Here is a 25,818-nt window from a genome sequence, read left to right on the forward strand (position 1 = left end):
CGCCTACGCGCGCGCCGCAAAGCGCCTCAACGCTGGATAAAAGACCCCGATTCCCCGTCTGATGACCCCATCGGCGGACCCACATAATCCTATTACGGAGGCAGTATGGCTGGTAAATCTCGGGATCATTCAGTCGCCATAACCCATGGTAAACAAAAAGCCTTGGAAACTCTGTTCGCTGGCGAACAAACCTGAATCCGCGGCACCTCCATCCGGAACCCGGTCATTGCGACAACATACTTTCCCGGTGACACTTTCGACATGAGCAAACAGCCGATCAGTCACGGGCGTCACGACCCGCATCCTGAATGCGATCCCCCGCCCTTTCGAGGGAGTCCCCCGCTTTTTCGACGGCGTCATCGACATTCTCTCCGGCCCTCTGGGCCGGTCCCTTGTCGCAGCCGGATAGCGGGGCGAGCAGTAACCCCAGAACCAACGCGGTGCCTATCACTGTTGAGAACTTCATCATCATCTCTCTCCTGGTTGCGGCAACTTCCAGATCCGGAAGTCGGCCTGTTCACCAGTGCCGAGGCTATGGTGTCCCGGTTCCTCCGTCTGTCTGCTATCGAACACAGCCCGGTGGCAGGGCATCCGGCCATGCCCGTTTCGTACGCCAGCGCACCGACTCCACGCCCGGCAACGGCGAAACTTACCCGAAGCCAGGTGCCGCCAAGCACCGGTGATGTCCATAAGGAGGACACGCATGAATCAGATCCCCATCAAGTCCACTCCAAGCCGAGCCATTCCATCTTTGCGCCTGACGGCTGCCACGACGGGCTTACTCATGCTGGTTGCCTGCGCATCCACGCCGCCGGCCCCCACTCACGCTTTGCAAGCCGCCGAGACCGCCATCACTAGCGCCGAGCAGGCACGTGTCGCGGATTATGCGTCCATCGAACTGAATGAGGCCCGAGAGAACCTCGCGGCAGCCCGAAGGGCCGTGCAGGACGAGGACATGACCCGAGCCGAGCGTCTTGCCGAACAGTCCCGCGTGAATGCGGAACTCGCATCCGCCAAAGCCAGGCTGATGAAGGCCAGGGCGATCAACGAAGAGATGGAAATGAGCATTGATGTTCTGAAACAGGAAATGCAACGCGGATCGGGAGAACGCCCATGAAAACGCCATCTTTCACGCTTTCCCGGCTGGGCACGGTCACTGCCGCCGGCCTGCTCCTTGCGGCTTGCGCGGCGCCGATGACCGTGCCGCCGGGTGCCGACAACGCCCGCGCCAAACTGATGCAACTGCAGGCGGATCCGCAACTGGCCAGCCGGGCACCGGTGGAGCTGAAGGATGCGGAACTCGCGGTGCGGGCAGCCGAGAAACCCCAGGCGGATGGGGAAATGGCCAGACACCAGGTGCTGATCGCCGATCGCAAGGTCGACATCGCCAGGACCTGGGCACAAACCCGCCTGCTGGAAGATCAGCGCGCGGCACTGAGCGAAAAGGGTGCCAGCGCACGTCTGGATTCCCGTACCCGCGAGGTGGACCTCGCGCGGCGTGAAACCGCCGAACTGCAGCGACAGATCGAAGCGATGAACGCCAAACCCACGGATCGGGGCCTGGTCCTGACCCTGGGTGACCTGCTCTTTGCCACGGGTCGTTCGGAATTGCGGGACGGCGCGGTGCGCAACCTCGACCAACTCGCGGTGTTTCTGCGGGAGCATCCGGAACGCACCGCGATCATCGAGGGCCACACCGACAGCGTGGGCAGCGCCACTACAAACGCCCGCCTATCGCAGCAGCGTGCGGATTCGGTGAAGCGGTATCTGGTTCGCCAGGGTGTGGACGCCAACCGCCTGCATGCAGCTGGCAGGGGCCAGGACTATCCGGTGGCCGAGAACAATACCGTCTCGGGCCGTCAACAGAACCGCCGCGTCGAGATCATCATCTCCGACGCTGGAGGCCGTGACAGCTGAATGAACGGGTTCACGCAGTCCTGCGCTGGACCCATTTACACAGAGGAAAATCTCATGCATCAGATCATCTACATCGTCGGCGCCGTCGTCATCGTCGTGTTCATCCTTGGATTCTTCGGACTTCGGTAACCCTCCTCTCCTCGACAAAACCGGATGCTGCCCCTTGCAAGGGGCAGCACACCCTGGAAGGCCACCGTCAGGTAAATCCGCTTGCCTACTTAGTCCGACCCCGGTTCCAGCATTTCGGGGGCCGCGCCGCTCGGGGAGCGGGTGGTTGCCTGCGTGCAGCGCTCAGGGGCATCAATCGATGTGGCGTTGGGAAACATGTCCAGAAACGGGATGCGCAAACTGTATCCATTGATGACGACCGGTACCTCCGGGCATTGCTCCTTGATCCGGCTCGCAAGCGCTTGGAGGTCCGCCGAGTCGAATTTAAAATACGGCGGCAAAAAACCGGTATCCTCATTACGGAAGATCAGGGTCTTGGAGGTTCCCGCATAGACCGTTTCAATGCGGTACTGAATTGCCTGTCCATCACCGGTGGTACCGGAAATCTGCACCTCCCAGGAATTCGGCCCCCAGAGGAACCAGATCACTAACAGGACGACAATCAAGATGAAAGTCAGGGTGAGGACAATCTTGTTCTTCATGGCACGCTCGGATTCATTGGATACGCTAACCGGTTGAGGCAACTTCCAAACCTGGAAGACAACCTTTTCACCGGAACGGGATTACAGCGACCCCGCCCGGAGAGTCAGGATGCCTGGTTGACACCCCGCTCATCTGTGCGGCGGCGTACCGACACGACATCCGATCCAGTCACGGGCTCAAAACCCGGAGCCACCCGCACAAAGGGGACAAGGCGCTGCCGTTCCTCGTCCCACAGGGCGAGCCGGGCGTACCGAAGGCTCTGTCGCGGCGTGATACGACTGATCTCCCGAAGCCACGGATAATCCTCAAGCACCTCCGGCAGCCGGTAAAACGGAATGCGACTGACAAGATGATGGACGTGGTGCAGACCGATATTCGCAGTGATCCAACGCAAGGGAGCGGGCAGGTCGTAGTAGGAACTTCCGTACAGGGCAGTTTCGTGAAAGGCCCATTCATCATCATGCGCCCAGCGCGTATGTTCAAACTGGTGCTGGATATAGAACAGCCAGACACCGATGGTTCCGGCGAGGATCGCAATCGGCAAATGCACGATAAGGAATGTTCCCGCCCCCACCAGCGAGGTCATTGCGGCGACAAGAATCACGATGGCCGCATTGGTGCCCATGGTACTCACCCAGGGCATCCACCCCGCGCGCATGAAACCCACGGGTACGCGGTTATAGAACATGAACAGATAAATCGGCCCCAGACCGAACAGGACCAGTGGGTGCCGGTACAGGCGGTAGCGCAGGCGCTGCGCCCGCGACAACGCCTGGTATCCGCGCACACTCAAGGTATCGATGCTACCCGCATGCGCGCGTTCCAGATTGCCGGAGTGCTTGTGATGCAGTGCGTGCGTGTAACGCCAAAAATCATAGGGCGTCAGTGTCAGTACACCAATGATCCGCCCCACCCAGTCATTGACGCGGCGGGAGGGGAAAAACGCCCCGTGCCCGCAGTCATGCTGGATCATGAACAGGCGCACGAGAAATCCGGCGGTGGGCACGACCAGCAACAGACCGATCCAGTAGCCTGCACTCACGCTGGCCCAGGTCAGGAACCAGAGGAGGCCGAACGGGATCACCGTGATCATCAGCTCAAAAAGGCCGCGTGAGAGGCTCGGCGCACGATAAGCGGCCAGTTCATGCTGTAACGCTCGGGTGTCGACGAGGGTTTTGGAATGAGGTAGTTTCGGGTTCATGACTGGACTCCAAAAGGGATTCGGCACCCGACCCGGGCTTCGAGACCCATCGCCGACGCGCCGGTTTCTGACGCAAGGCTTTTCACCGGAGATTACCCGCAGCGGAAGCCCTCCCTGTCCATATTGGACCCAGGCGTTCTCGCTGTATGTTCGGTGCCCCACACTGCGTGGGATGCCGCTGCAACCCCACGGTCGTCTACGCCGGCCCATTGAGGGTGCATCACGAAATCGGCATCAGTCAGGAGTTGGCATTTTTTCCTGCCAAAGTCTGGTTATACTGGCAAAAAAGCAAACATGATCGGCGAAAGGAATTTTCCTCATGCATAGCGTACCGAATCCCAGAGTCAACCAGCTTCTCGCCATGCTGCCGGATGAGGACTACCGGCAACTGCTCCCCGGCCTGGAACTCGTTGCACTACCGCTCGGGCAGATCATCTACGAACCCGGCGTGCAGATGGAGTATGTCTATTTCCCCGTGGACGCCATCGTCTCCCTGCTCTATGTAATGGAGGATGGCGCCTCGGCCGAAATCGCGGTGGTGGGCAAGGACGGCGTGGTCGGGGTGGCGTTGTTCATGGGGGGAGAGACCACCCCCAGCCAGGCGGTGGTGCAAAGCGCCGGACAGGCCTATCGGCTCGGCGCCCGGCGCCTCAAGGACGCCTTTCGCCGCGTGGGCGGCCGCCGCCAGGGGGTACTGCACGATCTGCTGCTGCGCTATGCCCAGGCATTGCTCACCCAGATGGCCCAGACCGCGGTCTGTAACCGCCACCACACCCTGGACCAGCAGTTGTGCCGCTGGCTGCTCCTGTCCCTCGACCGATTGCCATCAAACCACCTCGTCATGACCCAGGAACTGATCGCCAACATGCTCGGGGTCAGGCGCGAAGGGGTCACGGAGGCCGCCGGCAAACTGCAGAGGGCGGGGCTTATCAAATACCATCGCGGCCACATCACTGTACTCGACCGCGCGGGCCTGGAAGCACGCAGTTGCGAATGCTACGCCGTGGTCAAGCGCGAGTGTGATCGACTGGTACTCCAGGGAACATCCGCCAAACGCGGTAAGACGGGAAGTCCCACCGGTACCGTCAGGGACGGCGCCCGCTGACACCGCCCTCCGGCGGGGGTGTGCCTGAACCCATCGGAGGTGTCCTGAATCCGTCGGAAGTATTCCGAATTCGTCATTCCCGCGAAGGCGGGAATCCAGTCACGGACTGGAAATCCTGGACTCCCGGCTTCGCGGGAGCGAGGGTGCCCGCACCAGCATCCACGGGACGATCGGTACGCTGACGCACAGAGCACGCGCGTCCACCGGAGGCATCATGGGGTTTCAATCCCTGTGCGGAGTGTCCGACCATGAGCCTGACAACCATTTTATTGATCGTCCTGATCCTGATCCTCATCGGCGTCATCCCGGTCTGGCCGCACGCCAGAGCCTGGGGCTACGGCCCCAGCGGTGTGGTCGGGGCCGTGGTGCTGATACTGCTGGTGCTGCTGCTGGTGGGAAGGTAACGAGCCCCTGCCGTAGCCTCGCCGGGCCGCTGGAAGCGGTTAACGGCAGCTGGCTGAAATCGCCGCCGGGACAGGCCCGAGTTCCTGTTCCGGCATCACCATGGGCTCTCAGGCCGTGATTTGCTCAGCGTTCCACCTTCTCCAGCACCTGAGTTGCCACATCGCCGCGCCGGTAATACGGCGGCGGCCGGCGCATCTCCTCGAACATGCGATCCCGCTCCCGGGCGCTGTCGAACCACCGGAACTGCTCCCAGTTCTCCCCCAGTAGATGGCCGGCGGACAGGGTGTCTCCCTCGGGCAGGGTAACGCGGATGCCGTATCTCTTCATGATCAATTTGCGCGCTCCATAACCAATGGACAGGTAGTATCCACGCAAGGCGCCGCTCACTCAAGGCGGGCATCCGATACCCGGTCCTACCCCGATGGCGTCATCTCGGCCAGAATCCGGCCGACGGGCAGGGGTTTGCCGAACAGGTATCCCTGGGCATAGTCACAATGCGCGGCGCGCAGCAGTTCATGCTGCCAGTCGGTTTCCACGCCCTCCGCCACCACCTTCAGCCCCATCCTGTGGGCCATGTCGATGATGCTGTGGACAATGGCGCGGTCGGCCATGTCGTGAGGCATGTTGTGCACGAAACCCCGGTCGATCTTGAGCAGATCGAAGGGGTAGCGTTGCAGACAGGGTATCCCGGCTTTGCTGATGCCGAACTGGCTCAGGGCGATCTTCAGGCCGCTGGCATGCACCTCGTTGATCCATTCATCCACCCGGCCATCCGGCTCCTGAAGCAGATGCTCGGTCACTTCGATGATGACGCTCCCGGGCGATACCGCGGACTGGGACAGATGCTGTCTCCAGGTCTCCACGGATACCCCTTCGGTGCCATCGGGGGACGATTCGTTGATGGCGATTTTAAGCGGCAATTCCTGTTCGCCACGGCGAGCGTTCAGCTGCTCCAGGGCATTCAGGGACTGCTGAAAAACCCATTCATCAATTCGTCCCAGCAGGCCCGCGGTATCCGCCAGGGCCAGGAACTGATCCGGATTGAGCAACCCCCGCCGCGGGTGTTCCCAGCGCAACAGAGCTTCAAACATGACGACCAGCCGGGTATCCAGCGCCACAATGGGCTGGAAGCACAGTCTGAACTGGCCCCGCTCAAGGGCATCGGGCAACTCTCTGATCAGCGCTTCGCGCTCCTGCAACGTGGCGTCCAGTTGCAGCGAAAAATGCGCCATTCGCTGTCCACCGGCCTGCTTGGCCACGTACATGGCCCGATCGGCACACTTGATGAGGCTGGCGGGATCCGTGGCATCCCCGGGGCAGAAGGCGGTGCCGATGCTGGCCGATAGCGCGACACGAGTGCCCGCTACCTCGAAGGGCTGGTCCAGGGCCTTGAGGATCTTTGCGCCCACTTCATCCACGCCCGCGCCGCCGCTCTCCAGCCCTCCCATGATCACCGTGAACTCATCACCACTGAGCCGTGCCGTGGTATCGCTGGTGCGCACATACCGACTGATGCGACGGGCTGCCTCCTTCAGAACGGTATCGCCGGCATCGTGCCCCAGCCGGTCATTGATCTCCTTGAATTTGTCCAGGTCGATAAACAGCAAGGCCAGGACCTGCCCCCGCCGCTGGGCCTGGCGGATGCCATGGCGCAGGCGATCCAGAAACAGCAGACGATTGGGCAATTCGGTGAGCGGGTCATAGTTGGCCTGGCGCCAGATGGCCTCTTCGGCCCGGCGCTGTTCGGTGATGTCCCTGAATACGCTGATGTAGCGCATCGGAACACCCCGGTCGTCCCGCAGCAGGTGCATGGAGACCCAGGCCATATAATGCTCCCCCGACCGGTGGCGATGCAGGATTTCCCCCTGCCAACGACCGGTGGTGTGGAGACTCCGACGCAGTTGCTCTTCAAAGGCAGGGGATTCACGGTAGGCACGGATCAGCCCGATGCATTGATCCAGAACCTCGTTGACATCAAATCCGGTCAGGCGGACAAAGGCGGGATTGACGAGGATGATACGCTGCCCGGCATCGGCGATCATGACCGCCTCGTCCAGCGTCTCGTAGACCGAAGCGGCGACCATCAATGCCTGGTGGGACTCCGCCAGATCAGTGATGTCCACGGCTGCCAGCAGACAGGTATCCGGCCCCGCCTGACCGGCACAGGCCTCCACCCGCAGGATGCGCGAAACACCAGCCATGGTCGTGACCGGCAATTCCGCATGTTCCGAGGCCTGACCGGCAAACACCTTATAGAGCAGATCCGCCAGCCGAGGGCGGTCCTCCTCGCTCACAAAGGTGGCCAGGCGCCGCCCCGTGAGTTCGCTCCGAGTGGTGTCCAGCAGCCTGGCTCCCGCCAGGTTGGTGCGATGCAGCCTCCCCAATGAATCCAGGTTGAAATAGGCCATGGGGGCATGGTCGTAGAGCTGCGTGAACAAGTCCCTCGCCGCCTCCGCCTCAATGCGGGCCTGCTGCAAGGTCTCGTTCTGCATCTCCAGTTCCAGTTGATGCACCTGCAGCTCGTGCAGCAAGGCCAAGGCGTTGGACTCCGCGGCCGGATCAGCAGCATCGGATACCCGTTCCCGCAGCTTCTCCTCCGCCCGCCGTCTCAGTCTGCGGGCCTCATCATCCTCGTCTTGCCCGCTCATTGCCTGACTCCCTGCCGGATTCTTCCGGCGTCGATTGAAGACTGCGTAAACGATTTTCCAGGGCTTTGGCCTTGGTGATGTCCGTGAATGTGACGACCACGCCGTCGATGACGTCATCCAGGCTGCGATAGGGCATGATCTTGACCTGATACCAGCGCTCGTCCCGGGTGGGAATCTCCTCTATGGAGTGGGAGAGGGATTGCAGGACTTCCAGGGCATCATGCTGCAGGTCCGGGTATTCCAGTTCGGTGACGATATCACTCAGGGGACGTCCGACATCGGTGGCAATGAGCTTGAAGATCCGCCGTGCCGGAGCGGTGAAGCGTCGAATACGCAGGTCCTTGGTCAGAAAGACCGTGGCGATGTCGGTACTGTCGAGCAGGTTTTTCATGTCGCTGTTGGCCAGGGTGAGTTCTTCCACCTTGGACTGGAGCTCCACATTCACCGTCTGCAATTCTTCATTGAGTGATTGCATCTCTTCCTTGGAGGTGGTCAGTTCCTCGTTGGTGGACTGGAGTTCCTCGTTGGCCGAGCGAAGCTCCTCCTGGGAAGTCTGCATGTATTCCCGGGTCATGCGCAGCTCTTCCCGGGTCTGCTGCAGCGCCAGCTCCATTTCCTGAATGCGGGTATTCTTGTGTTCCTTCGGGTCCCGCGGCTCCGGCAAGGGGGCCGGCTGGGGCGACACGACCTGAAACACGATCATCAACATGCCGCTCAGGACCTGAGGCTCCTCGATGGGATAGACCGTCAGATCGATGAGTTGCATGCGCTCAGCACTGCCGACGCCGATGCCCGGTTGGCTGAAAACCTTTTTTTCCCTCATGGCCCGGGGCAGCAGTAAGGCCAGTTCCTGTCGCAACCCATCCCGAGCCATCACATGGATGTTCCAGTTGGCCCGTCCGGTGGCCGGCTCCAGATAGTCACCCGTGCGACCGAAGATGTAAAGGATGTCGCCGTCCGCGTTCACCAGCAGCGCAGGCGGTGCAAACTCCCTGAGCAGCACCTGTTCCGCCAGGGATTGCAGGCTGCCGGTGGGGGCCCCGCCGGCCCATTGGGCCAGGGTCTCCACCTCCGGTTCAGGCGGGCGGGCATGAAAATCCAGGTCGGCCACCCGGACGCGGGCCTCGGCGCGACGAAACAGATGGGCGCGGGCATCCAGCGCGGTGAACAATTCGTTGCCCCCACCGACACTTTCCGCATTGCCCAGGAAAAGAACGCCGCCCGGCAACAAGCTGTAGTGGAACAGCGGCAGCAGCTTATGCTGGAGCGTCGTATTCAGATAGATAAGCAGATTGCGGCAGATGACCAGGTTCAGCTTGGTGAAGGGCGGGTCCATGATGAGATTCTGGGTGGCAAAAACCACCGTCTCCCGAACGGCGCGATTGACGCGATAGCCGCCGGCCTCTTCCTGAAAGAAATGCTGCAGGCGTACCGGCGAGACATCGGCGACGATACTGGCTGGATACAGCCCCTGACGCGCCCGCTCGATGGCATGTTCGCTGAGATCGGTGGCAAAGATCTGCAGGGTGACGCGACCAACGGGCGCACTTTCTTCCAGCACCTCCCGGAAGGCGATGGCCAGCGAATAGGCCTCCTCACCGGTGGAGCAGCCGGCCACCCAGGCCCGCAGGACGCACCCCCGGGATGGCGCGGACCGGATCAGGGGGGCGAGCACCTGTTTTTGCAGACTCTCCCAGGCCATCGGATCGCGAAAGAAGCTGGTCACGCCGATCAGCAACTCCTTGAACAGCAGATCCAGTTCCTGGGGATTGTCGCGCAGGAAGCGAACGTAGTTGGAGAGCCTGTCCAGCTGGTGCAGGCTCATGCGCCGCTCGATACGGCGATACAAGGTATTGGTTTTGTAATCGGCAAAGTCATGGCCGGTACGGGCCCGCAGCAATACCACGATCTTTTCCAGGGCATGGCGCTGATCCATGTCCCCGGTGCCGGTCCGCCGGGTCCCGATCTGTTGTTTGCGAACCAGATAGTCGCGGATCCGCTCGCCCATGCCGTGAACCGGCATCACCATGTCGGCCAGGCCGGCATCAATGACGCTGCGCGGCATGTCCGGGTATTGAGCCTCTTCGGGAATCTGGGCCAGCGTCAGTCCCTCCAGGGCTTCCAATCCCCCGGCCGAGGCACCGACACCGACGATGGGAGGGGGCGTATGCGTGGCGGCCAGGGCTTCACGGGGCGGCCCCTGCAGCGTACTGTCCACCGGGGAGCCTGAGTCATGAGGCGGCAAGGGATTCTCGGGTGAAGTCACGGGGAGGGAGTCCTGTCGATATCGAAGGGCATGCCTCCGGACGGCCCGCCCCCGTCCTGCAGATTGAACACCCCCGACTCCGATCCGGCCCGGCGAGCCTGGGTGGCGGTGAGCTTGCTGGATGCGGCCATGGGTTCCTCCCTGGTGGACTGCGGGGATACCCGGGCGGGGCTGCTGTCCCCTGCCCTCTGATATGTCCCTGCATCTATCCCCGCAGCATACTAGGCCAGCGTGGGGATAGATGGAACCATGGACACAAAAAAACCGCGTCATACGCGGTTTTTTTGATTCACCGGACACGGCCGGAAATCTGGATGGTGGCTACGGGTGGATTTGAACCACCGACCCCCGCATTATGAGTGCGATGCTCTGACCAGCTGAGCTACGTAGCCTTGAAAGCGCGCTATTTTGCGCGGACCCAGGATCGTTGTCAAGCGCGGAGACAACATTTGGTGAATCTCCTGCCGTCACTCCCGCGAAAGCGGGAGTCCAGAATTTCCGGCCCGCAAATGGGTACATGGACCACGTCATCAGTATGCTCAAAGTCGCTATGAAGCCTTGACGGGTTGGAGCTCCAGCGGTAGGCGGACCGCAATGCCAACCGCTGACAATGCCACAATGATTGCTCGACACCGAAGCTCGCGAGCGCATCAGCAAGGAGCTTGGCCACAATCGTACCGAGATCGTATCGGTCTACTGTGGGCACCAGTACTTCACATAAACAACCGGTATGCGTAAGCATTTCCTGGCAGTGTAGGGACATTCGCAATGGTTCTTGCCAGCCGTTGTGAATACCGAATCGTGACCGGAACTGGGTCGTAGAGCGCATCGTTGTTCCAGTCCATCTTCGTCAAGCGCTGCTGACCATCCAGCAGAAGCCGCATGCTCTGGTAGGGATTCGTGCTCTGGCTGACCGCGAAATCCTGCAGCGGCACAGCTTCATCCGTTTCCCAAAGCAGGATTGCGCCCGATGGGTAGCCGCGATACAGCGAATCCAGCAGATCGCGCACTCGCGTGGAGCGCCAAACATACTGGCGCTGCATCTCTGGCAAGCGCAGTTCGCCCCGCTCGATCATTGATACCAGTTCTTCAACGCTTGCTTCGGCCTTGGCCATGTTTTTTCTTCGATCAGGCACCGAGCAGGAAACGCTCGCGGTGCCACTGTAAATAATGCCGGTGCTCGCTGGCCAGCCAGCGCAACGTCATTCCCGAATGAATGCCAAGCCCAGGCAGATCGCTTTGGGACAGGCGGGTGCTGGTCAGCAGATGCCCGGCATCGTCGAAGCTGATCAGAAGGCGATCGAACAGCGCATCGAGATTGGCCACCAGCAGAAAGCCGTTGAAGGCATCCAACCGCTCGGCATCGTCGGCACATTCGGCCCAGGGTTTGGCATGGCTGGCACGCAGGGCTTCAGTCACCGCGACGCCAGTCACTGCGCAGGAACCGCCCCAGTAGGTCAGCAAGGCATCGCGGTAACGCGCCTGCCCCACGCGCTGACGCACCAGGCGTTCGACTTCCGTGCCCCGGGCTTCGGCAGACATCATCTCGACAGCTTGCACCACGGCCGTGTGGTAGTCGCGCACTGCCTGATTCGGCAAGGCTTGCGACAGGCTGGCCGTGCGGCGCAAGAGAGCCGCCAAATCTGGCAGAGTCGGCACAAAAAACACGTCATCGGCTCCGGCCCAAGGTTGGAAGCTGCGCAGCAACTCCGGCAGCAGCGCGGGCGTGGCAGGTTGAAAGCGCACCTCGAAGCTTCCGACCAATGCTGTCACCGCCGCCTGGCTTTGATGACGAGCAGAAGCCAGTATGATCGCATCGCTAGCAGATGACAGCACGTGCTCGAAGCCATTGTCGTGGCCGGCTTTTTCGATGATGGTGCGTTGCAGAGGATTCATGTCCGCGTCCAATCTACCCGGTTCCACTCGATGGCGCGCTTGCGCCAATGGGTGTCGATCGCTTGGGCGAAATCCGGGCGCACCAGCTTGGCACGCGCCTCGCACCAGTCGGCTGATTCGCGCCGTACCACCACGCCTTCCAGCGGCAGCTCGGCGCGATAGTGACTGGCTGTATCCATAACCAATTGCTTCAGCGCCGCCACAGTGGTGCGGCCACTCGATACCCGCGGCACGGTGAACAATCCGGCTTCTGAGGCCAGCGCGTTGCGTCGAGATGTGTTCCAGAAACGCCTACTGCTGCGGTCATAGACGTCGAACAACAGAAACCAGTCGGGCAGCGTGTCGTAATTTAGTGAATGGCGTGCGGCGCACCATTCGCCGAACAGCATCAACTCAGGACGAAGCACCGCACGCAAGCTGGATTCGTGCTGCGCCAGCCAAGCGGGAAAACGCGCAAACTGACCTACATAGGGCTCGCCCAGATACTGGCCGCGATTCTGAGCACGCACGGTCCCATTGGGTGATAGAGACAGGCCGATGTTCGCACCGTCGAGCTTTTCCTCTACGACCACATCCACTGACAACAGCGCCTGCGCTTCAGCGGGTGACAAAACCTTGTCATCGCGAGGCATGCCGTCGTTGGCCAGCCACGCGAGGTGCGGAGTGGTAGGGAAACGGAAGAAGTCCGCCGTCATGGGCGCCCAACCCTGTCCTGATACCACGCAGGAGGCAGCAAGGGCAGAAAGCTAATTCCGAGCGCCTCCAATTGTGTTCTTGCAATATGCCAGTCTGTCTCTGCACCGTAAACGATAGGGGGTGATTCATCGAACAAAGCCACCGCAGCCAATGCGCAAGCGACCCACTTGCGATCTTCTCGGTCGGTGACGATAGCCACGTGCTCAGCCTCCAGTACGGCGACATGCTCTCCATTGCCTTCGAACGTTTCGATTGGCACGTCATCGACCTGCATCCGATCTCGCTTGCTCTGCAACACCTGCAGCCCGTACTCCTGTTCCTGCCAGTTGTACGGCATGTTGCGCTCGTACTCCGCCAGCACCAACCCGGCGTCATCCAGGACCATATGGTCGTCCGACTGATCGAACTGCACCAGCCACTCGTAGACCGACTCACGCAATTCAATCTCGCGCGGCATGGCGCGTGTAGCGACGTTGGACAGCTCGGAGATCGCACTGGCGGCGAGCATCACGTTGGTATCAATCAGGAACATCGGCATCTTTCGCTCTCAGCTCTTTCGCTCGTTTGATGGCAAGTGCCGTTTGCTCGCGGGTTTCCCCCAAGGTGTCTCCAAAAAAATGCATGGGCCAGTTCTTTACCCGCCCAAGATCATCAACCTTCAACGGCAGAAGATCGGCATTTTTGCCTTCACGTTCAACGAAATACATGGCGGCGTCAGCAACAGACACTTCCTCGCGGGCAATCAAGGTCTGCATACGGCGGAACAAATGCTCTGAATGCGTCTCGACAATGAACTGGACGTTGCGCTCCTTGCTTACCTGCGCCAGCAACTCAGCCAGCTTGCTCTGTGCCAGAGGGTGTAGATGGCTTTCCGGCTCTTCGACGATCACGATATGGCCGGGCTGGGCAAACAGGGCGGCCACAATCACGGGAAGAACCTGCGATACACCGACTCCAACGTCCTTGAGGTTGCTGGCCTGGCCATCGGTCTCCACCAGTAGCTCGTGGCGCGCCGAACTGCCAAGGGCGCGGATGGAAAGACCGTGCGCCAGATTCATCTCTTTCAGCCAATGAACCGTTTGCTCGAAAAGATAAGCTTCCGCGGGCAAGGTTCGACGGCGCCTCTTGGCCTGCTGGCGCGCCACACCGCTGGCAATCAACGCGTCCACGGCTTTGGCGCCGTCGTCGCCGATATGGGCGGGCATACGCCCTGCCCATACATAGTCACGCTGGGCCAAGCGGCGCACGGGGCCAAGATAGATGATGCGACCCAGCTCGTTAAGCAGCGCCGGACCAACCGAGCGAATCACCTCACCCTGCGCACCCAGTTTGTTGAGCGTAGAGGGTGAAAATGCAAACGAACGCTGCGGACGAAAATCCACACTTTGCCCCAAAGGTTTGATTTGATTGCCCAGCGTGAGGCGATAAATCCCGGGTTTACGGCGTTGCACGCTGAAGCCTTGATCGTCTTTGCCCAAGCGCAGGAACTCCAGTTCAGCGCTGCCGGATTGGCCTTTACGGTAGCGTGCCGAGAAGATCGCCGATTCAGCGGCATTTCCCGTTTCGCTCCAGCGAAACTCGATACCTACCTGATTGGACGCCGTGCTTTCCGTTGCTGCGCCGTGGCGACACAGCACATCCTTGAACTGGCCGAGTGTGACGGAATCGCCAGCATCAGGATCGCCAAGATTGAGATCGAGACTCGGATCATCGCCTCTGACGGTCTGACGGATGAGCAGCAGGCTTTGGATCAGACTGGATTTGCCTGATGAATTGGTACCCAACAGCAGAGTAATCGGAGCAAGTCGCACAGGCCCCGTGGTGCGCCAGATCTTGAAGTTCTCCAGTTTAAGATGAGTAAGCATGCTCTGTCCCGCAGATTACATGTAGTAGCCATAGCGAATTTGTGGCCGATCATGTTCATCCAAATACTTCATGATCTCCCCCACCTTTCTGGCGCAACTAAGCGTGATGGGGTACTTTCCATCAAGCTGGGTGTTGTTCCAGTTCATTTTTGTCAGTCCAAGGATTTCCCTAGCCAGAAAAGCGGGGCTTTGCTCCGAGCGGATCACGCGCAACTCAAGTGGCTGAGGAATGTACATCCCAGGATAGGTCCTGTAGTACCAGATTGAGCCTCGGGTATAGAGCAACTGGCGCTGGTCATCAAGGACTAGGGATGTACCTCGATAAGGAGGATATGCTCCAGTCCTGAAGAGTCGAAGTCGCGAATCCATCACCGTTACAAAATCAACTGTATCGATACGCAAGTCCGAGGCCGCACTCATGAGACCTGAAATCTCCAGGTCAGAGAAATTTGATGTCTTGTGAACAACGACCCTGCCAGGGTACGTTCGCATCGCATTGCGATACTCCTCAAGCGCAGCCTTGAACAAGGTATATGCCTGCTCCTCTGATAGCTTTGGGACTCTATCTCCTTTGTCGAGATGCACAGGCGTGCCCCGCAAAATCAATCCATTACCCAATTCATCGAAAACCTGAGCCAAGCTGGTATTAAGCGTCTTCTTGTCTCTGCTTCGGTAGAACGCGATACCCAGGGCACAAGAAAGTGTGTTGCCTTCAGCCTTTTCAAGGCGCCATGGGTTGGTCGCGCCAGCCTTGTAATACAGCGCGGTCGCGAGATTCCAAGCCTTGGTTGCGTCATCCTGCTGACCCTTTGCGCCGGATGCCAGCGAATCCGCACGCACCAATTGAAGCGGCTTGCCCAAGTGCATGGCCTTCGCCTTCAAGGCCCGCCGGAAATTCAACTCTGATTGAACCTCGATGCTCTCTTCCAGCTTTTCGTCGCCTTCCATCGCCGAATCTTTGCTGACTGCATCGTAAACAGATTTGGAAAGCACGCAAACGATCACATCGACGGGCCTGTTCTGTGCGAGGAATTTGATCTCCTCATAGTACAGGTCGAGGGCTGCTTCTATACGCTGCGTTCGATTATTTATTTTTGTAACTTTCTCGATATCCAATTGCCTCAATGGGCGACCTAAATCTTGGTTGAACGCAAGCTCCGCATGAAACCCAACCCGCTCATTGAATCCACAGAAGTCTGGAAAAAGATTGCTCTTGTGTTCATCCACGTCAGCCGATATAGGAGACTTCATTCGCTCGATCAGAATCGAAAAGTCTTCGAGGTCTTTGCTAGTGCCGATGGCTCCGATTAGGATTCGAGTTCTCCGGGTGAGAGATCCTTTATCGTACACTCCATAGGCTGCAATCCCGCGCCTAGGACAAACATGTGAACCCTCAAAGAACTCAAGCCTTGGCTCGTTGACATGCACCAGTTTCATGAACCAAACATCCTTCTAGGCTGCGCAGAATCTTCTTCATTGATCTTAGGCAGGGCTTTCCAGCCAGACTCCTCCAGAGAGGGGGCACCATTCAGCATAAGTGGATTCCCAAATGAGAGAAAGGAGTCCGTTGTCCCTTTTTCTGAGAAAAGATCCTCGTCGTCAATTGAGGACAGCCAGGTAGATATAAATCGAAAATGATTCATCACCTGCTGGTTATTTTCCTGGCGCTTGATCCAGCTGAGGTTGTTGTAACTGAAACCAGACTGCTCGAAATTGGCTCCATAGCTAAAGAACCAACTGGGGGTTATGGCCATGAACCAATGACCATCCAGACGCATGAAATCTGCAGCAAACGAGAGATGCTTTTGCAGAAAAACCTTTGAAGGGTCTCTTTTGTTGAATTGCCTTGAAAAGACATTGCGCTTGGCTTTTTTCTCTCCTTGCCAGACCACCTCTCTTTGATTAAAGCCATCTTCCAAAGGCAGGAATATGAACTCACCAATTTCGTTTTCCCACCGCACACGTTCCTTGAACAGGCGATGCTGCAGGGAAAATCTCAGTAGCGACTTGAAGACGCGCTCGTGGTCATCGTCGATCGTGAAGTAATCACCAGTGTTGTGTTCTTCCGCTGTGCCTTGCTCATACAAGTGCTGATAGGGATTGTTCCGCTCGATCAGATTGAAGAACGTCACCAGGTTGCCGCTGTGGATAACGTAGGCAGACGGAACCGCGAGTCCATTCTCTTGGTTGAACTCTCTGATGGTGGTTCGCCACAAGCCTGGCCTTCTTTTGCCATGCTTTTCCAACAGATCCTCACTCAATCGAGCAATGAAGAGTTTGCTTGGAAAATAGAGTTCCACGAGGTTGGCCGTCAACGATTCCGATGGCGTCAAAGGTGGATCAATGTCCTCGTCCGCCAAACCAACAGGCACTCCGCGCAGATAGACTTTCAAATGGTTGAGCGCAGCTTGCAGCTTGTGTGGTTCAGCATCGGCTGCCAGGCTGCACAGATCCTTGTAGTCCCAAACATCATCGCCAGCTGAAAACTTGTGCTTGCTCTCGCACACCGAATCAACGGCCGCTTGCGAGTAGCTGCCTTGCTTGGCGGTGAGTACATAGACAATCAATCGGTCGTAACGCTGGTGCAAATCACGACTGAGAAATTGCTCCAGCGTGTATTTGACCTTGCCGATGTCTGCGGTGGCCGTTACCTGCACCGCCACTCGGCGCGTATCGTCTGCGAGATCAATTCCGGGAAAATTCGCTTGCTCGCGGTTCAGATTCCGCAAGTCAGTCCAGCCACACAACTCGCGCAGAAGGCCGCACATGAGGTTCTCGGAAATCTTATGCGCATCAAACTGCCCCATCGCGCTGGCGGCTTCGATTTCATGCCGGAGTTGCGCGATCAGTTCGCGGAATTCGTTCTGCAGATCAAGGATCTTCATCTGAGTTCTCCGCGTTCCAGCTTGTCCCAAGCTGCCAGGATCAGCCGTTGAGTACGGTATTCGCCGAACTCCTTCTGTTCCTTGTTCTTGAGCACACGGAAGGTTTCGCTGGGGTAGTCGGCGCCCATGACGTCGGCGGGGTCGAGGATGTAGCGGAGTTCGTCGCGGTTGAGGCCGTAGAGGTTGGCGTAGTAGGCATCGAGTTCGGCGCGCAGGGTGGCGCGGCGGTCGGGGTCGAAGGGGAAGGGTTCGCCGTCGTAGCCCAAATCCTGTGCCCAGTCAGAGAGATCGTGGGCGGTGTAGGTCAGCTCCAGCACGCGCGGGACGATGAAGGCGAGGTCGGCTTCGGTGTAGCGGCGGGGCGGCAGCACTGGAAATTGTTTGAGGTAGCCGTATGTGAGGTGGGTGCCACCGACTTTGACCCGGGCGCAGAAATCCAGCACGAGTGCCCCCAAGTTACCCAAGAGCGCGGCGATTTGGCGTGTATCGGTATCGGTCAGGAACAGCGGCATAGTGTGCCCAACACCCCCCCTCGGCACCACCGACGCAATCACCGTTCGCTCATCGGTTGCACGGCAAATATCCCGCCAGCCCATCAACCAATCCCGCTCCCATTGCCAGATGACGCGGCCATCGCGGTCGCGTTTGCATAGACGTTCTTCCACCTCGGCGCGACTGACCCAGTAGCGCGGGGTGACGGTGAAATCCGGGTTGGATTTTTCGGGCAGCGTGACATCGCGACTGTTACCGTCCGCCGTGTAGGTCGCCCAGCGGTGATCGAACTGGTGGATGAGCTTGGCCTCGTAGAGCGGCAGATGTTCGGCGGCTGGCTCGTCCTTGAACAGGTGACTGTCGTTGGACATGTTGTGCGTGCCTTGCAAGAAACGAATGCCCCACGGGTTGCCATCTGGCCGGTTTTCGTCTATCAGCACCGGCGCGGCACGGTAGAGCTTCTTGGTCAGTTCCGCATCGCGCTCGCTGCGAAAAACCGGGCTGGTGAGCGTGTTGGGGTTGATGAGGCGGAATTCGTCGGGTGTGAGGGTGAAGCGGCGGCGCGGGTCGGCTAGTTGGCTGACTTGGGTGGCAAAACAGACGAACTCGGCCCGTTCTGCCGCGCCTAGGGTGAGCAGGCAGAACTTGTAGCTGCGGTGTACGGAGGGGAATACCGCTTCGCGATTCTCGATGTCGTACAGGCTGACCAACCGCCGGTTCTGGGTGATGTGGCCGAAATACGCCTTGGTGCTGTCGTCCGTGGCGATGCCGGTGGGCACGATGAAACCGGCGCGACCGCTGTCGGCATGGATTTGCAGGATGGTTTCGGCAAACAGCGCGTAGGTGTTAACGCGCCCTACGCCAGTCAGTGGGTAGCGGCCCCCGTCTTCCTTGTCGGCGTGTGCAAAGGCGCTTGCGGCCTCAAACGTGCGTCGGGCGGTGATGAATTCCTTGTAAAGGCGTTTTTCGGCTTCGTCCTCGTGGGTTTCATGCACCTGTTCGGGATAGAGATGACGAGCCAGCATGCCTTCGCTGAGCCATTGGATACGTTGTGAGCGCTCGGCTTTGTTCTTGGCCTCTGCAACCAGCGGATTTCGGGTAGCGAAGAATTCTTCCTCTTTCAGCTCCACATGCTCCCACGGCGGATTGCCCAGCACGCAGTCGAAGCCGCCTTGCGCGAACACCTGCGGAAAGGCGAGCGGCCAGTGGAACACGTGGGCCTGTTCGCAGGCGGCGCGTGCGGCGGCGATGGGGGCGGCGTGCTCGGCCTGGGCGCGTTGCGGATCGGTCAGTAATGCATGCAGGGTGATGCTGGTGGGCACGGTTTCTGCCGTGTCCTCCACCTTGGGCAGCAGGTAGGCACCCACCAGCGCATCGGCGGCGTGGGCAAGCGGGCTGTGGGCGGACTCCTCCAGAAGGCGGCGCCAGGCGTGTTCCTTGTCGGCCACCTCTTCGGGGGTGTCGGCGGGCAGGGTTTCGATGGCGCGCAGGGCTTCCAGGCCGGTGCGGTTGTCCACGCCCAGCAGCATTTGGTGGCCTTGCAGGTCTTTGGCGATCTGCTTGAGGCCGGCGGCGTTGGCTTTAGCCAGTTCCCTGCACACTTCCCGGTCGTCGCCGCTGAGAGGTTTGAAGGCGTCCTTGGCGATGCCTTGTTCCAGCACGTGCAGGTCGGTTAGGCCCAGCAAGGCGTCGCCCACTTGCAGGTGGTGGTCGAGGAAGCCCAGCGGGCGGCCTTCTTCGTAGCCTTCCAGCCACAAGGCCATGCGCGCCAGTTCAATGGCCATGGGGTTGCGGTCCACGCCATAGATGCAGCGGGCCACCACTTCGCGCAGGGCGTGGCGGTAGTCCTGCGGCTGGATGGCGCCTTCCTGCCCGCCTTCGAGGCTGCGCAACTGGGCCAGTTTTTCCGCCAGACGGCGGGCGGCAGCCAGCAGGAAGTGGCCGCTGCCGCAGGCCGGGTCGATGACGCGGATGGCCAGCAGCGCTGCGGTGGGGTTTCCGGGGTTGGCGGCCAGGCGCTGTTCGATGACGGGATCAAGCGCGCTTTTGATCAGCTCCTGCACCAGGCTGTCGGGGGTGTAGTAGCTGCCGGTGAGTTTGCGGGCGTTGCCGGCGGTGCTGCCTTCCTCGGTGCGGCCGACGAAGTCAAACGTGCGCGCGGGCAGGTCGATGGCGGGCACCAGTTCCAGCAGGCTTTCATAGACGCTGCCCAGTTCTTCGGGCCCCATGTTGCGGTAGTCCACCGGGGTGAGGCTGCTGCCCTTGCCATGCGCGACCACCGCCCAGCGCAGGTGTTGCAGGGCGGTGAGCAGGTGGGCGTTGTCCAGGCTGGCGGTATCCAGATCGGGGCATTGGTCGGGCGCGAACAGGCCGCCCAGGGCGGGCAGCGCCAGGCACGGCTCGCCCCGCGCCAGGCCGCGAAATACGATGCGAATGGCTTGCCACTGGTCGTCATGGCGGGTTCGGGCACGGCGCTTGAGGCAGAGTTCGCGCAGGCGGGTCAGGGCGTAGCCCTCGGCATAGGCGCGGCGGGCGGCCAGCGCTTCGGTGCTGTCGTCCTGCGGGTGCAGCACGCCGCGCTCTTCCACGTTGAAGACGAATATGAGCCGGTAGATCAGGCGCAGCAGTTGCTGGAAATAGTCGTCCTTGCTGAGCGCGCCGTCGTTCAGGGCAGCACGCAGGGCGTGGTTGGCGGGGTGTTGCAGGAAGCCTGCACCGAAGGTCAGCAGGGCCTGCTCGACGCCGTCGCGCAGGCCGTCGCGCACGCGAGTGCCTTCCTGTTGGCCTTCGCTGCGCCATTGTTCCCAGATGCAGGCAGGGCGCCCCCTCTCCCCCGGCCCCTCTCCCGCAAGGGGAGAGGGGGGTGAATGCGGTGCCCGGCTTGCATGTAGCAGGCGCCAGACGTTGGCGAATTCGGCATAGCGCTGACCACCCAGCAGGTCGGCCAGATCGACTTCGAGAAAGCTGGGGCGGGTGAGGCTGGCCGCGTCGCGCAGCAGGCGCAGTTGTCTGCCGTTGCTGACGATGCCCCATTGCAGCGTTTCGCTGGCGTTGAGCAGTTCCTGCATGGCCTGGAACGGCGCTTTCTTGCGGCTGCCGCTGCCTTGCACGGCAAACTGTGCATCGGCCTCGTCCAAGCCCTGGGTGTGTGGAGCCACCAGGATGGGCAAGGTATCAGCCATGAGGCTGACCGGGTAACGCAGTTCACCCACTTGCTGTGCTGCCGTGGCTTGCAAGGTGGCGTAGCCAAAGGCGTCGCGCAGCAGCTCGTGGACAAAGGCGGAGGTGAGCTGCGTGGCATTGATGTCGGTGCGTTCCGTCTGCGCGGCAAAGTGCTGCCATTGGGCGCAGGCGATCTGGAAAGCGCGGCTGTATTCGTCCTTGAGCTTGACGCCTTTGGGGGTGCCGTAGTCGGCCTCGCTCTGGGCGCTGGCGCGGCCCTGGGCGGCTTTTTCCAGTTGGTCGGGCAGGAACAGGCCACCTTCGAGCTTGAGGGTGGGCAGGTTGAGCGTGGCCTGGGTTTTGCGGATACGTTTCATGTTTATTCGTCGGCCTCGGTGATCACTTCCCAGTAGCCGCCTTTGGTGGGGCCGTGGCGGCGCAGCTTGCCGGCGCGTTTGAGCAGGTTCAGGTGGTACTTGACGCCATTGGCGCTCAGGCCGGTGACTTGCATCAGTTCCGGCACACTGGCCGTCGGGTGCTGCCGCAGGTGCCGGAGCAGGGTTTCCTGGTGTTTTCTTGGTGTTTCTTTGGCGTTATCGGGATGTTTCAGACCAGTCTTCGGGCTGGTTTCTGGCCCAGTCTCTAAGCCAGGCTTTAGACCATTCTTCAGGCTAGGCTTTGGGGTAGTGGCAGGCGTTTCTGTACCCGTGTTTGTGCCAGTCCTTGCGTCAGCTTCCACCGCAGCCTCTGCGGCCGATGGCCGCACAAAACGGGTAATGAACAGCCCGCCGATTTCGACGAAGCTGGCATCCGGTGCGTTTTCCAGAATCAGCGGCACCCCCCGGCCCCAGGCTTCCACCAGATGAATGCGGCGCAGCAGTTCAGCGATTTTCGGGTTGCGACGGCGGGAGACGTTGCCCTGGCGTATCTCGTCAAAAGTCAGGTTGCCGTAGAGGCTGCCGGGGCTGCGGATTTCCAGGCGATCTTTGAACACGGCAACCTGGACGAAATCCGGATCGCGCCAGTCGCGGTGGCAGAAGGCATTGACCAGCGATTCACGGATGGCCTTGAGGGAGATTTCGGGTACGTCCACACGGCGCAAGCCTTCCAGCCTCATGCCGATGTGGATGTTTTTCAGGGCGTATTTTTCGGCTTCTTCGATCAGCTCGAGGATGTCGCCGTCGAAATCGTGACGGTCGATGATGGTGGAGCTGGTGGTGGTGGCAAATACTGCGCAGCGCAACTGTATGGGCGCGTCGGCAAAGAACAGCTTGGCGGCGTTGATGGGCGCACCCTGGCGCAACAGGTCGAGCTTTTCCAGGGCGTTGGCGGTGCTGTCTGGCGGCAGGTCGGCTCGTGCAAGGAAGCGGCTGATTTTTTCGGGGTTCAGTTTTTCCAACGTCAAGCCGCTGGGTTCGTTTTCCCAACGCAGCGCATCCTGGTTGCTTTGCAGTATGAGGTTCTTCAGTTCGCTGGCGCTGAGTTTTTTGTCTTCATCCGCCACCCGCATGTAAGCACGACCATAGGCCAGATAAGGCTGCTGCCAGCCCTCGGCCTTGATGCGCAGGCACTGCTTTCCTTCGATGCGCTGTTGGGTGATTTGTGGATAGATGGCGGGTTCGATATGCGCGGCAATGGCTTGGGAGACATCACGCAAGGTCTTTTCATTGATCTCCAGGCCCACGGCTTTGCCGTTGGGTGCAATGCCGAACCACAACTCGGCCTGGCCGTGCTTGTTGAGCATGGCGGCCAGAGAAACCAGCCCCTGTTTCAGTTCGGCCAGAGACTTTTTGAGCTCGGTGGTTTCGGTCTCTGTCATGGGCAGCTCGTGCGTCATCAGAGGGCGTCCGGCAACAATACGTACACACCCATCACATCGACGGGCAGGCAGGGGCTGACGCTATACTGACCAATGTCCCGGGCGGCTTCGCGCACGTGCTGATGGTCGGCCAGCAGCGCTGCGGCGCGTTGCTCGGCCAGTGCCTGCAACTGCTGTGGATGAGCGGCCAGATAATCCAGCGCGACGCGCACTTCACGCTGCACGGCCTCGGGCGGCAAGTTGCCGCTGGGGGTGCATTCGAGCAGACGGCTGGCACTGTCGTCGGCCAGCCATTGCGGCGTGTTGCGGCCTTGCACGGCCAGAGCCACGGTTTCCTCGGCCATCATCTGGAAAGGCTCGCGGCGGCGCACGTAGCTGAGCTGGTGGCGCAGGCGCAGCAGGTAGAGGGTGGTGACGACTTCCACATCATTGGTCAGCGTGGCGGCGCAACGGGCGGCCAGCGGACGTTCGCCGCCAAGTGCGTCTTCCAATAGGTGCTGGGCCAGCAGGCCAACCAGCGGATGGCTGCGGTGCAGTTCGTCCAAGTCGATGGGTTGGGGTTTGTCGATGCCTTCGTCGACTAGGCGTTGGCGCAGGGCTTCGGGCAGGTGTTGCGGCAGGAAACGGGCGGCTTGCTTGCGGCCGATTTCCAGTGGCGACCCCAAGCGCACGCTGGCGCTTTGCAGGAAGCGCTGCACATCGGCCTGGGTGCCCAGGGCCTGCTGCTGCTTGTGCCATTCGGGCAGCACTTCGTCGGGCTTGATACGGCGCTGGGCAAAGACGGTGCGGTTGGCCTTGGCTTTTTCCAGCGCATCACGCCATTGGCCTTGCAGTGGAGCGAGCAATTGCTCCGGCTCACCGAAGTCGAATGCGACCTGCAGCGATGCGGTGCGACTGTCGCTGCGTTTCATCAGAGCCGCCTTGACCAGGGCCTGGTTGATGCGGGCTTCGTCCTCGGGCATTGGAACCAACACGCCGAGTTCCTTCTGGATGGCCTCGCCTTTGCGGAGGATGACGTTGAGCACGAAGCCATCCACCGGGTTGTCTTGCCCGTAGAGCATGGTGCAGCGCACTTCATCGGCTTGCTGGCCAAAGCGATCGACGCGGCCTTCGCGCTGTTCGTGGCGAGTGGGGTTCCAAGCCAGGTCGTAGTGGACGACGGCGGTGAACAGGTGTTGCAGGTTGATGCCTTCAGAGAGGCAGTCGGTGGCGACCAGGATGCGTTGCTCGGCATCCTCCATGTCGTCCACGCGCTCGCGGCGTTCTTCGGGGGTGAGTTCGCCGGTGACAGCATCGACGGTGACCTTGGGAAAAGCGGCCTTGAGGTGTTCGGCCACGTAATGGGCGGTGGCGATGTAGCGACAGAACACCACCGGGTGGTAGCCCTCCTTCACCAGGAGGTCAATATGCCGGATGAGCGCGGCCAGCTTCGGATCACCGGCCTTGCCGGAAAGACGTTGCGCGTCTTCGATCAAGGCTTGCAGGCGCGGCGCAGCGTCCTGCACCTGGGCAGGCGGCTCCAGATCACTGCCGGAGAGGTCATCGGCCTCGCCATCGTGCAGGCGCTCATCGCCGAGAAGCGCCTCATCCGGCACAGTGCCTTCCAGCCGTGTGGTCAACGCCTTGACGGCGGCTGCGGGCGACGATGCCACGCAGCGCAACAATGCCAGGGTGGCGTACCAAATGAGGCGCGCGCCGCCTTGCTGTTCTTGCTGCTCAATAGTTTCAGCCAGTTCGCGGCAGTAGTCCTGCACGGCGTCGAAGAACGCGCCCCATTCGCCGCTGAGCTGATAGGTAAGCTCGGTTTTCATGCGGCGGGGAAAACCTCGTCCGTCATGGGTCTCGGCCTGCCATTCAACGATGTCCTTGCGACGGCGCTGGACGAAGTGGCGGGCCAGCTCCTGACGCAGCGGGTCAGAGGCTGTCATGCGACCTTGTAATGCGGCAAAACGTGGATCGAGCAGCGACAGCAAGTTGTAGAAGGCGGTTTCGTCACCAGAGTGAGGGGTGGCGGTCAGCAGGATCAGGTGTCGCTGCGTGTCGCGGGCAAGGCGTTGCAGCAACTCGAAGCGCAATTGCTTGCCTGCGCCACTGCTGGCGCAGGTGTGGGCCTCGTCGACGATGATGCATTCGGGTGCAGTGGCGAGAAACTGTTCGCGGTGGCGTTCGCTCTTGATGTAGTCCAGGCTGACGATCACTACGGGATGATGGTCGAACAGGCGCACACCATGTGGTAGATCACGTTCGATGCGGGAGGCTGAGGCCGAAGTCAATGCCACGGTCTGAAGATTGAAGCGAGTTTCCAACTCACTTTGCCATTGTTCGACAAGGTGCGGCGGGCAGAGGATAGCGAGGCGGGCGATTTCGCCGCGATCCATGAGCTCGCGTGCGATCAGGCCGGCTTCGATGGTCTTGCCGATGCCTACGTCATCAGCGATCAGCAGGCGCACAGTGGACAGGCGCAGTGCCATCAGCAACGGCACAAGCTGGTAGCCGCGAGGCTCCACGGCGATATTGCCAAAGGAGCGGAACGGGCCGGCGCCGGCGCGCAGGGTCATGCGCAAGGCATCGCGTAGCAACAGCGCGGCGGCGTGGTTGCCGGCGCACGCGGGATCGGGCCAGTCGAAGGTGGCAGGTTCGACGGGATGCAGTTCCAGCTCGGGGATCAGGGCGATGCTTTCATCATCGGCACCGCTCAATGGGCGCAAGCGCAACCAGTCTCGATGGGAGTCGCTCTGCACCACCCATTCGCGGCCACGGGCGCGCACCAGGTTGCCGGGCAGAAAGTCGTGTTCGAGGATCGTCATACG

Annotated in this window: 22 protein-coding genes and 1 tRNA gene; 5 read left to right on the top strand and 18 right to left on the bottom strand. The window is 60.5% G+C overall.

All coding sequences use genetic code 11. The features are described from left to right. Positions 1 to 277: 277 nt before the first annotated feature. Complete coding sequence (locus tag CKO35_RS08360; protein WP_412852788.1) at positions 278 to 466, bottom strand: hypothetical protein; 189 nt, start codon at positions 464 to 466, stop codon at positions 278 to 280. Positions 467 to 703: 237 nt separating this feature from the next. On the opposite strand from CKO35_RS08360, the gene CKO35_RS08365 reads away from it, so the two are divergent. From CKO35_RS08365 to CKO35_RS18200, 3 genes are read left to right on the top strand one after another with little or no spacing between them, the layout of a single operon-like run. After that, positions 704 to 1,117: a DUF4398 domain-containing protein gene (locus CKO35_RS08365; protein WP_200174612.1), complete on the top strand. Its 414-nt coding sequence runs from the start codon at positions 704 to 706 to the stop codon at positions 1,115 to 1,117. Beyond that, positions 1,114 to 1,917 (top strand): OmpA family protein, encoded by an 804-nt coding sequence (locus CKO35_RS08370; protein WP_200174614.1) that lies wholly within the window; start codon positions 1,114 to 1,116, stop codon positions 1,915 to 1,917. The genes CKO35_RS08365 and CKO35_RS08370 overlap by 4 nt, the downstream gene beginning before the upstream one ends. After that, positions 1,918 to 2,046, top strand: coding sequence for a hypothetical protein (locus CKO35_RS18200; protein ID WP_274600813.1), 129 nt, complete (start codon positions 1,918 to 1,920; stop codon positions 2,044 to 2,046). It begins immediately after the preceding gene. Between the two features lie 89 nt (positions 2,047 to 2,135). Here the strand turns inward: CKO35_RS18200 and CKO35_RS08375 are convergent, their stop codons facing one another. Then, positions 2,136 to 2,567 (bottom strand): DUF1523 family protein, encoded by a 432-nt coding sequence (locus CKO35_RS08375; protein ID WP_200174616.1) that lies wholly within the window; start codon positions 2,565 to 2,567, stop codon positions 2,136 to 2,138. A gap of 104 nt (positions 2,568 to 2,671) precedes the next feature. After that, positions 2,672 to 3,769 (bottom strand): fatty acid desaturase, encoded by a 1,098-nt coding sequence (locus CKO35_RS08380; protein WP_200174618.1) that lies wholly within the window; start codon positions 3,767 to 3,769, stop codon positions 2,672 to 2,674. Between the two features lie 319 nt (positions 3,770 to 4,088). Between CKO35_RS08380 and CKO35_RS08385 the strand changes: the two genes are divergently transcribed. Together CKO35_RS08385 and CKO35_RS08390 are read left to right on the top strand one after the other, a co-directional pair. Continuing rightward, on the top strand, positions 4,089 to 4,874 hold the full coding sequence (locus tag CKO35_RS08385; RefSeq protein ID WP_200174620.1) for a Crp/Fnr family transcriptional regulator: 786 nt from the start codon (positions 4,089 to 4,091) through the stop codon (positions 4,872 to 4,874). A gap of 248 nt (positions 4,875 to 5,122) precedes the next feature. After that, positions 5,123 to 5,278 (top strand): DUF3309 family protein, encoded by a 156-nt coding sequence (locus CKO35_RS08390; RefSeq protein WP_200174622.1) that lies wholly within the window; start codon positions 5,123 to 5,125, stop codon positions 5,276 to 5,278. Positions 5,279 to 5,402: 124 nt separating this feature from the next. Here CKO35_RS08390 and CKO35_RS08395 read toward each other — a convergent pair whose 3' ends face one another. The 15 genes from CKO35_RS08395 to CKO35_RS08460 all read right to left on the bottom strand — a co-directional run bounded on the left by CKO35_RS08395 (position 5,403) and on the right by CKO35_RS08460 (position 25,815). Next, entirely contained in the window at positions 5,403 to 5,606 is a 204-nt protein-coding gene (locus CKO35_RS08395) for a hypothetical protein (RefSeq protein ID WP_200174628.1), read from the bottom strand. 86 nt (positions 5,607 to 5,692) lie between these two features. Next, a complete protein-coding gene (locus CKO35_RS08400) occupies positions 5,693 to 7,927 on the bottom strand; it encodes a putative bifunctional diguanylate cyclase/phosphodiesterase (RefSeq protein ID WP_200174630.1) in 2,235 nt (744 codons plus the stop codon). Beyond that, positions 7,905 to 10,193 carry a CheR family methyltransferase gene (locus CKO35_RS08405; protein WP_200174632.1) on the bottom strand — a complete coding sequence of 763 codons (2,289 nt, stop codon included), beginning with the start codon at positions 10,191 to 10,193 and terminating at the stop codon, positions 7,905 to 7,907. The genes CKO35_RS08400 and CKO35_RS08405 overlap by 23 nt, the downstream gene beginning before the upstream one ends. After that, positions 10,190 to 10,324, bottom strand: a complete 135-nt coding sequence (locus CKO35_RS18205; protein ID WP_255721711.1) for a hypothetical protein — start codon at positions 10,322 to 10,324, stop codon at positions 10,190 to 10,192. The genes CKO35_RS08405 and CKO35_RS18205 overlap by 4 nt, the downstream gene beginning before the upstream one ends. Before the next feature lie 184 nt (positions 10,325 to 10,508). Beyond that, a tRNA-Met gene (locus CKO35_RS08410) sits at positions 10,509 to 10,585 on the bottom strand. Positions 10,586 to 10,906: 321 nt separating this feature from the next. After that, positions 10,907 to 11,308: a DUF262 domain-containing protein gene (locus tag CKO35_RS08415; RefSeq protein WP_242467103.1), complete on the bottom strand. Its 402-nt coding sequence runs from the start codon at positions 11,306 to 11,308 to the stop codon at positions 10,907 to 10,909. A 13-nt stretch (positions 11,309 to 11,321) separates the two neighbouring features. Further along, on the bottom strand, positions 11,322 to 12,089 hold the full coding sequence (locus tag CKO35_RS08420; protein ID WP_200174634.1) for an HNH endonuclease: 768 nt from the start codon (positions 12,087 to 12,089) through the stop codon (positions 11,322 to 11,324). Then, complete coding sequence (locus CKO35_RS08425; protein WP_200174636.1) at positions 12,086 to 12,784, bottom strand: RNA ligase family protein; 699 nt, start codon at positions 12,782 to 12,784, stop codon at positions 12,086 to 12,088. Before CKO35_RS08425 ends, CKO35_RS08420 begins: the two co-directional genes overlap by 4 nt. Beyond that, positions 12,781 to 13,323: a hypothetical protein gene (locus tag CKO35_RS08430; RefSeq protein WP_200174638.1), complete on the bottom strand. Its 543-nt coding sequence runs from the start codon at positions 13,321 to 13,323 to the stop codon at positions 12,781 to 12,783. The genes CKO35_RS08425 and CKO35_RS08430 overlap by 4 nt, the downstream gene beginning before the upstream one ends. Next, on the bottom strand, positions 13,304 to 14,650 hold the full coding sequence (locus CKO35_RS08435; protein ID WP_200174640.1) for an AAA family ATPase: 1,347 nt from the start codon (positions 14,648 to 14,650) through the stop codon (positions 13,304 to 13,306). The genes CKO35_RS08430 and CKO35_RS08435 overlap by 20 nt, the downstream gene beginning before the upstream one ends. A gap of 15 nt (positions 14,651 to 14,665) precedes the next feature. Continuing rightward, complete coding sequence (locus CKO35_RS08440; RefSeq protein ID WP_200174646.1) at positions 14,666 to 16,087, bottom strand: argonaute/piwi family protein; 1,422 nt, start codon at positions 16,085 to 16,087, stop codon at positions 14,666 to 14,668. After that, positions 16,084 to 17,535: an SMEK domain-containing protein gene (locus tag CKO35_RS08445; protein ID WP_200174648.1), complete on the bottom strand. Its 1,452-nt coding sequence runs from the start codon at positions 17,533 to 17,535 to the stop codon at positions 16,084 to 16,086. The genes CKO35_RS08440 and CKO35_RS08445 overlap by 4 nt, the downstream gene beginning before the upstream one ends. After that, on the bottom strand, positions 17,532 to 21,566 hold the full coding sequence (locus CKO35_RS08450; protein ID WP_200174655.1) for an Eco57I restriction-modification methylase domain-containing protein: 4,035 nt from the start codon (positions 21,564 to 21,566) through the stop codon (positions 17,532 to 17,534). The genes CKO35_RS08445 and CKO35_RS08450 overlap by 4 nt, the downstream gene beginning before the upstream one ends. 2 nt (positions 21,567 to 21,568) lie before the next feature. Further along, positions 21,569 to 23,008, bottom strand: coding sequence for an ATP-binding protein (locus CKO35_RS08455; protein ID WP_200174657.1), 1,440 nt, complete (start codon positions 23,006 to 23,008; stop codon positions 21,569 to 21,571). Positions 23,009 to 23,025: 17 nt separating this feature from the next. After that, positions 23,026 to 25,815 carry a helicase-related protein gene (locus CKO35_RS08460; protein ID WP_200174659.1) on the bottom strand — a complete coding sequence of 930 codons (2,790 nt, stop codon included), beginning with the start codon at positions 25,813 to 25,815 and terminating at the stop codon, positions 23,026 to 23,028. Positions 25,816 to 25,818: the final 3 nt, after the last annotated feature.

Source organism: Ectothiorhodospira shaposhnikovii (assembly GCF_016584105.1).
GTDB classification, from domain to species: Bacteria; Pseudomonadota; Gammaproteobacteria; order Ectothiorhodospirales; family Ectothiorhodospiraceae; genus Ectothiorhodospira; species Ectothiorhodospira shaposhnikovii.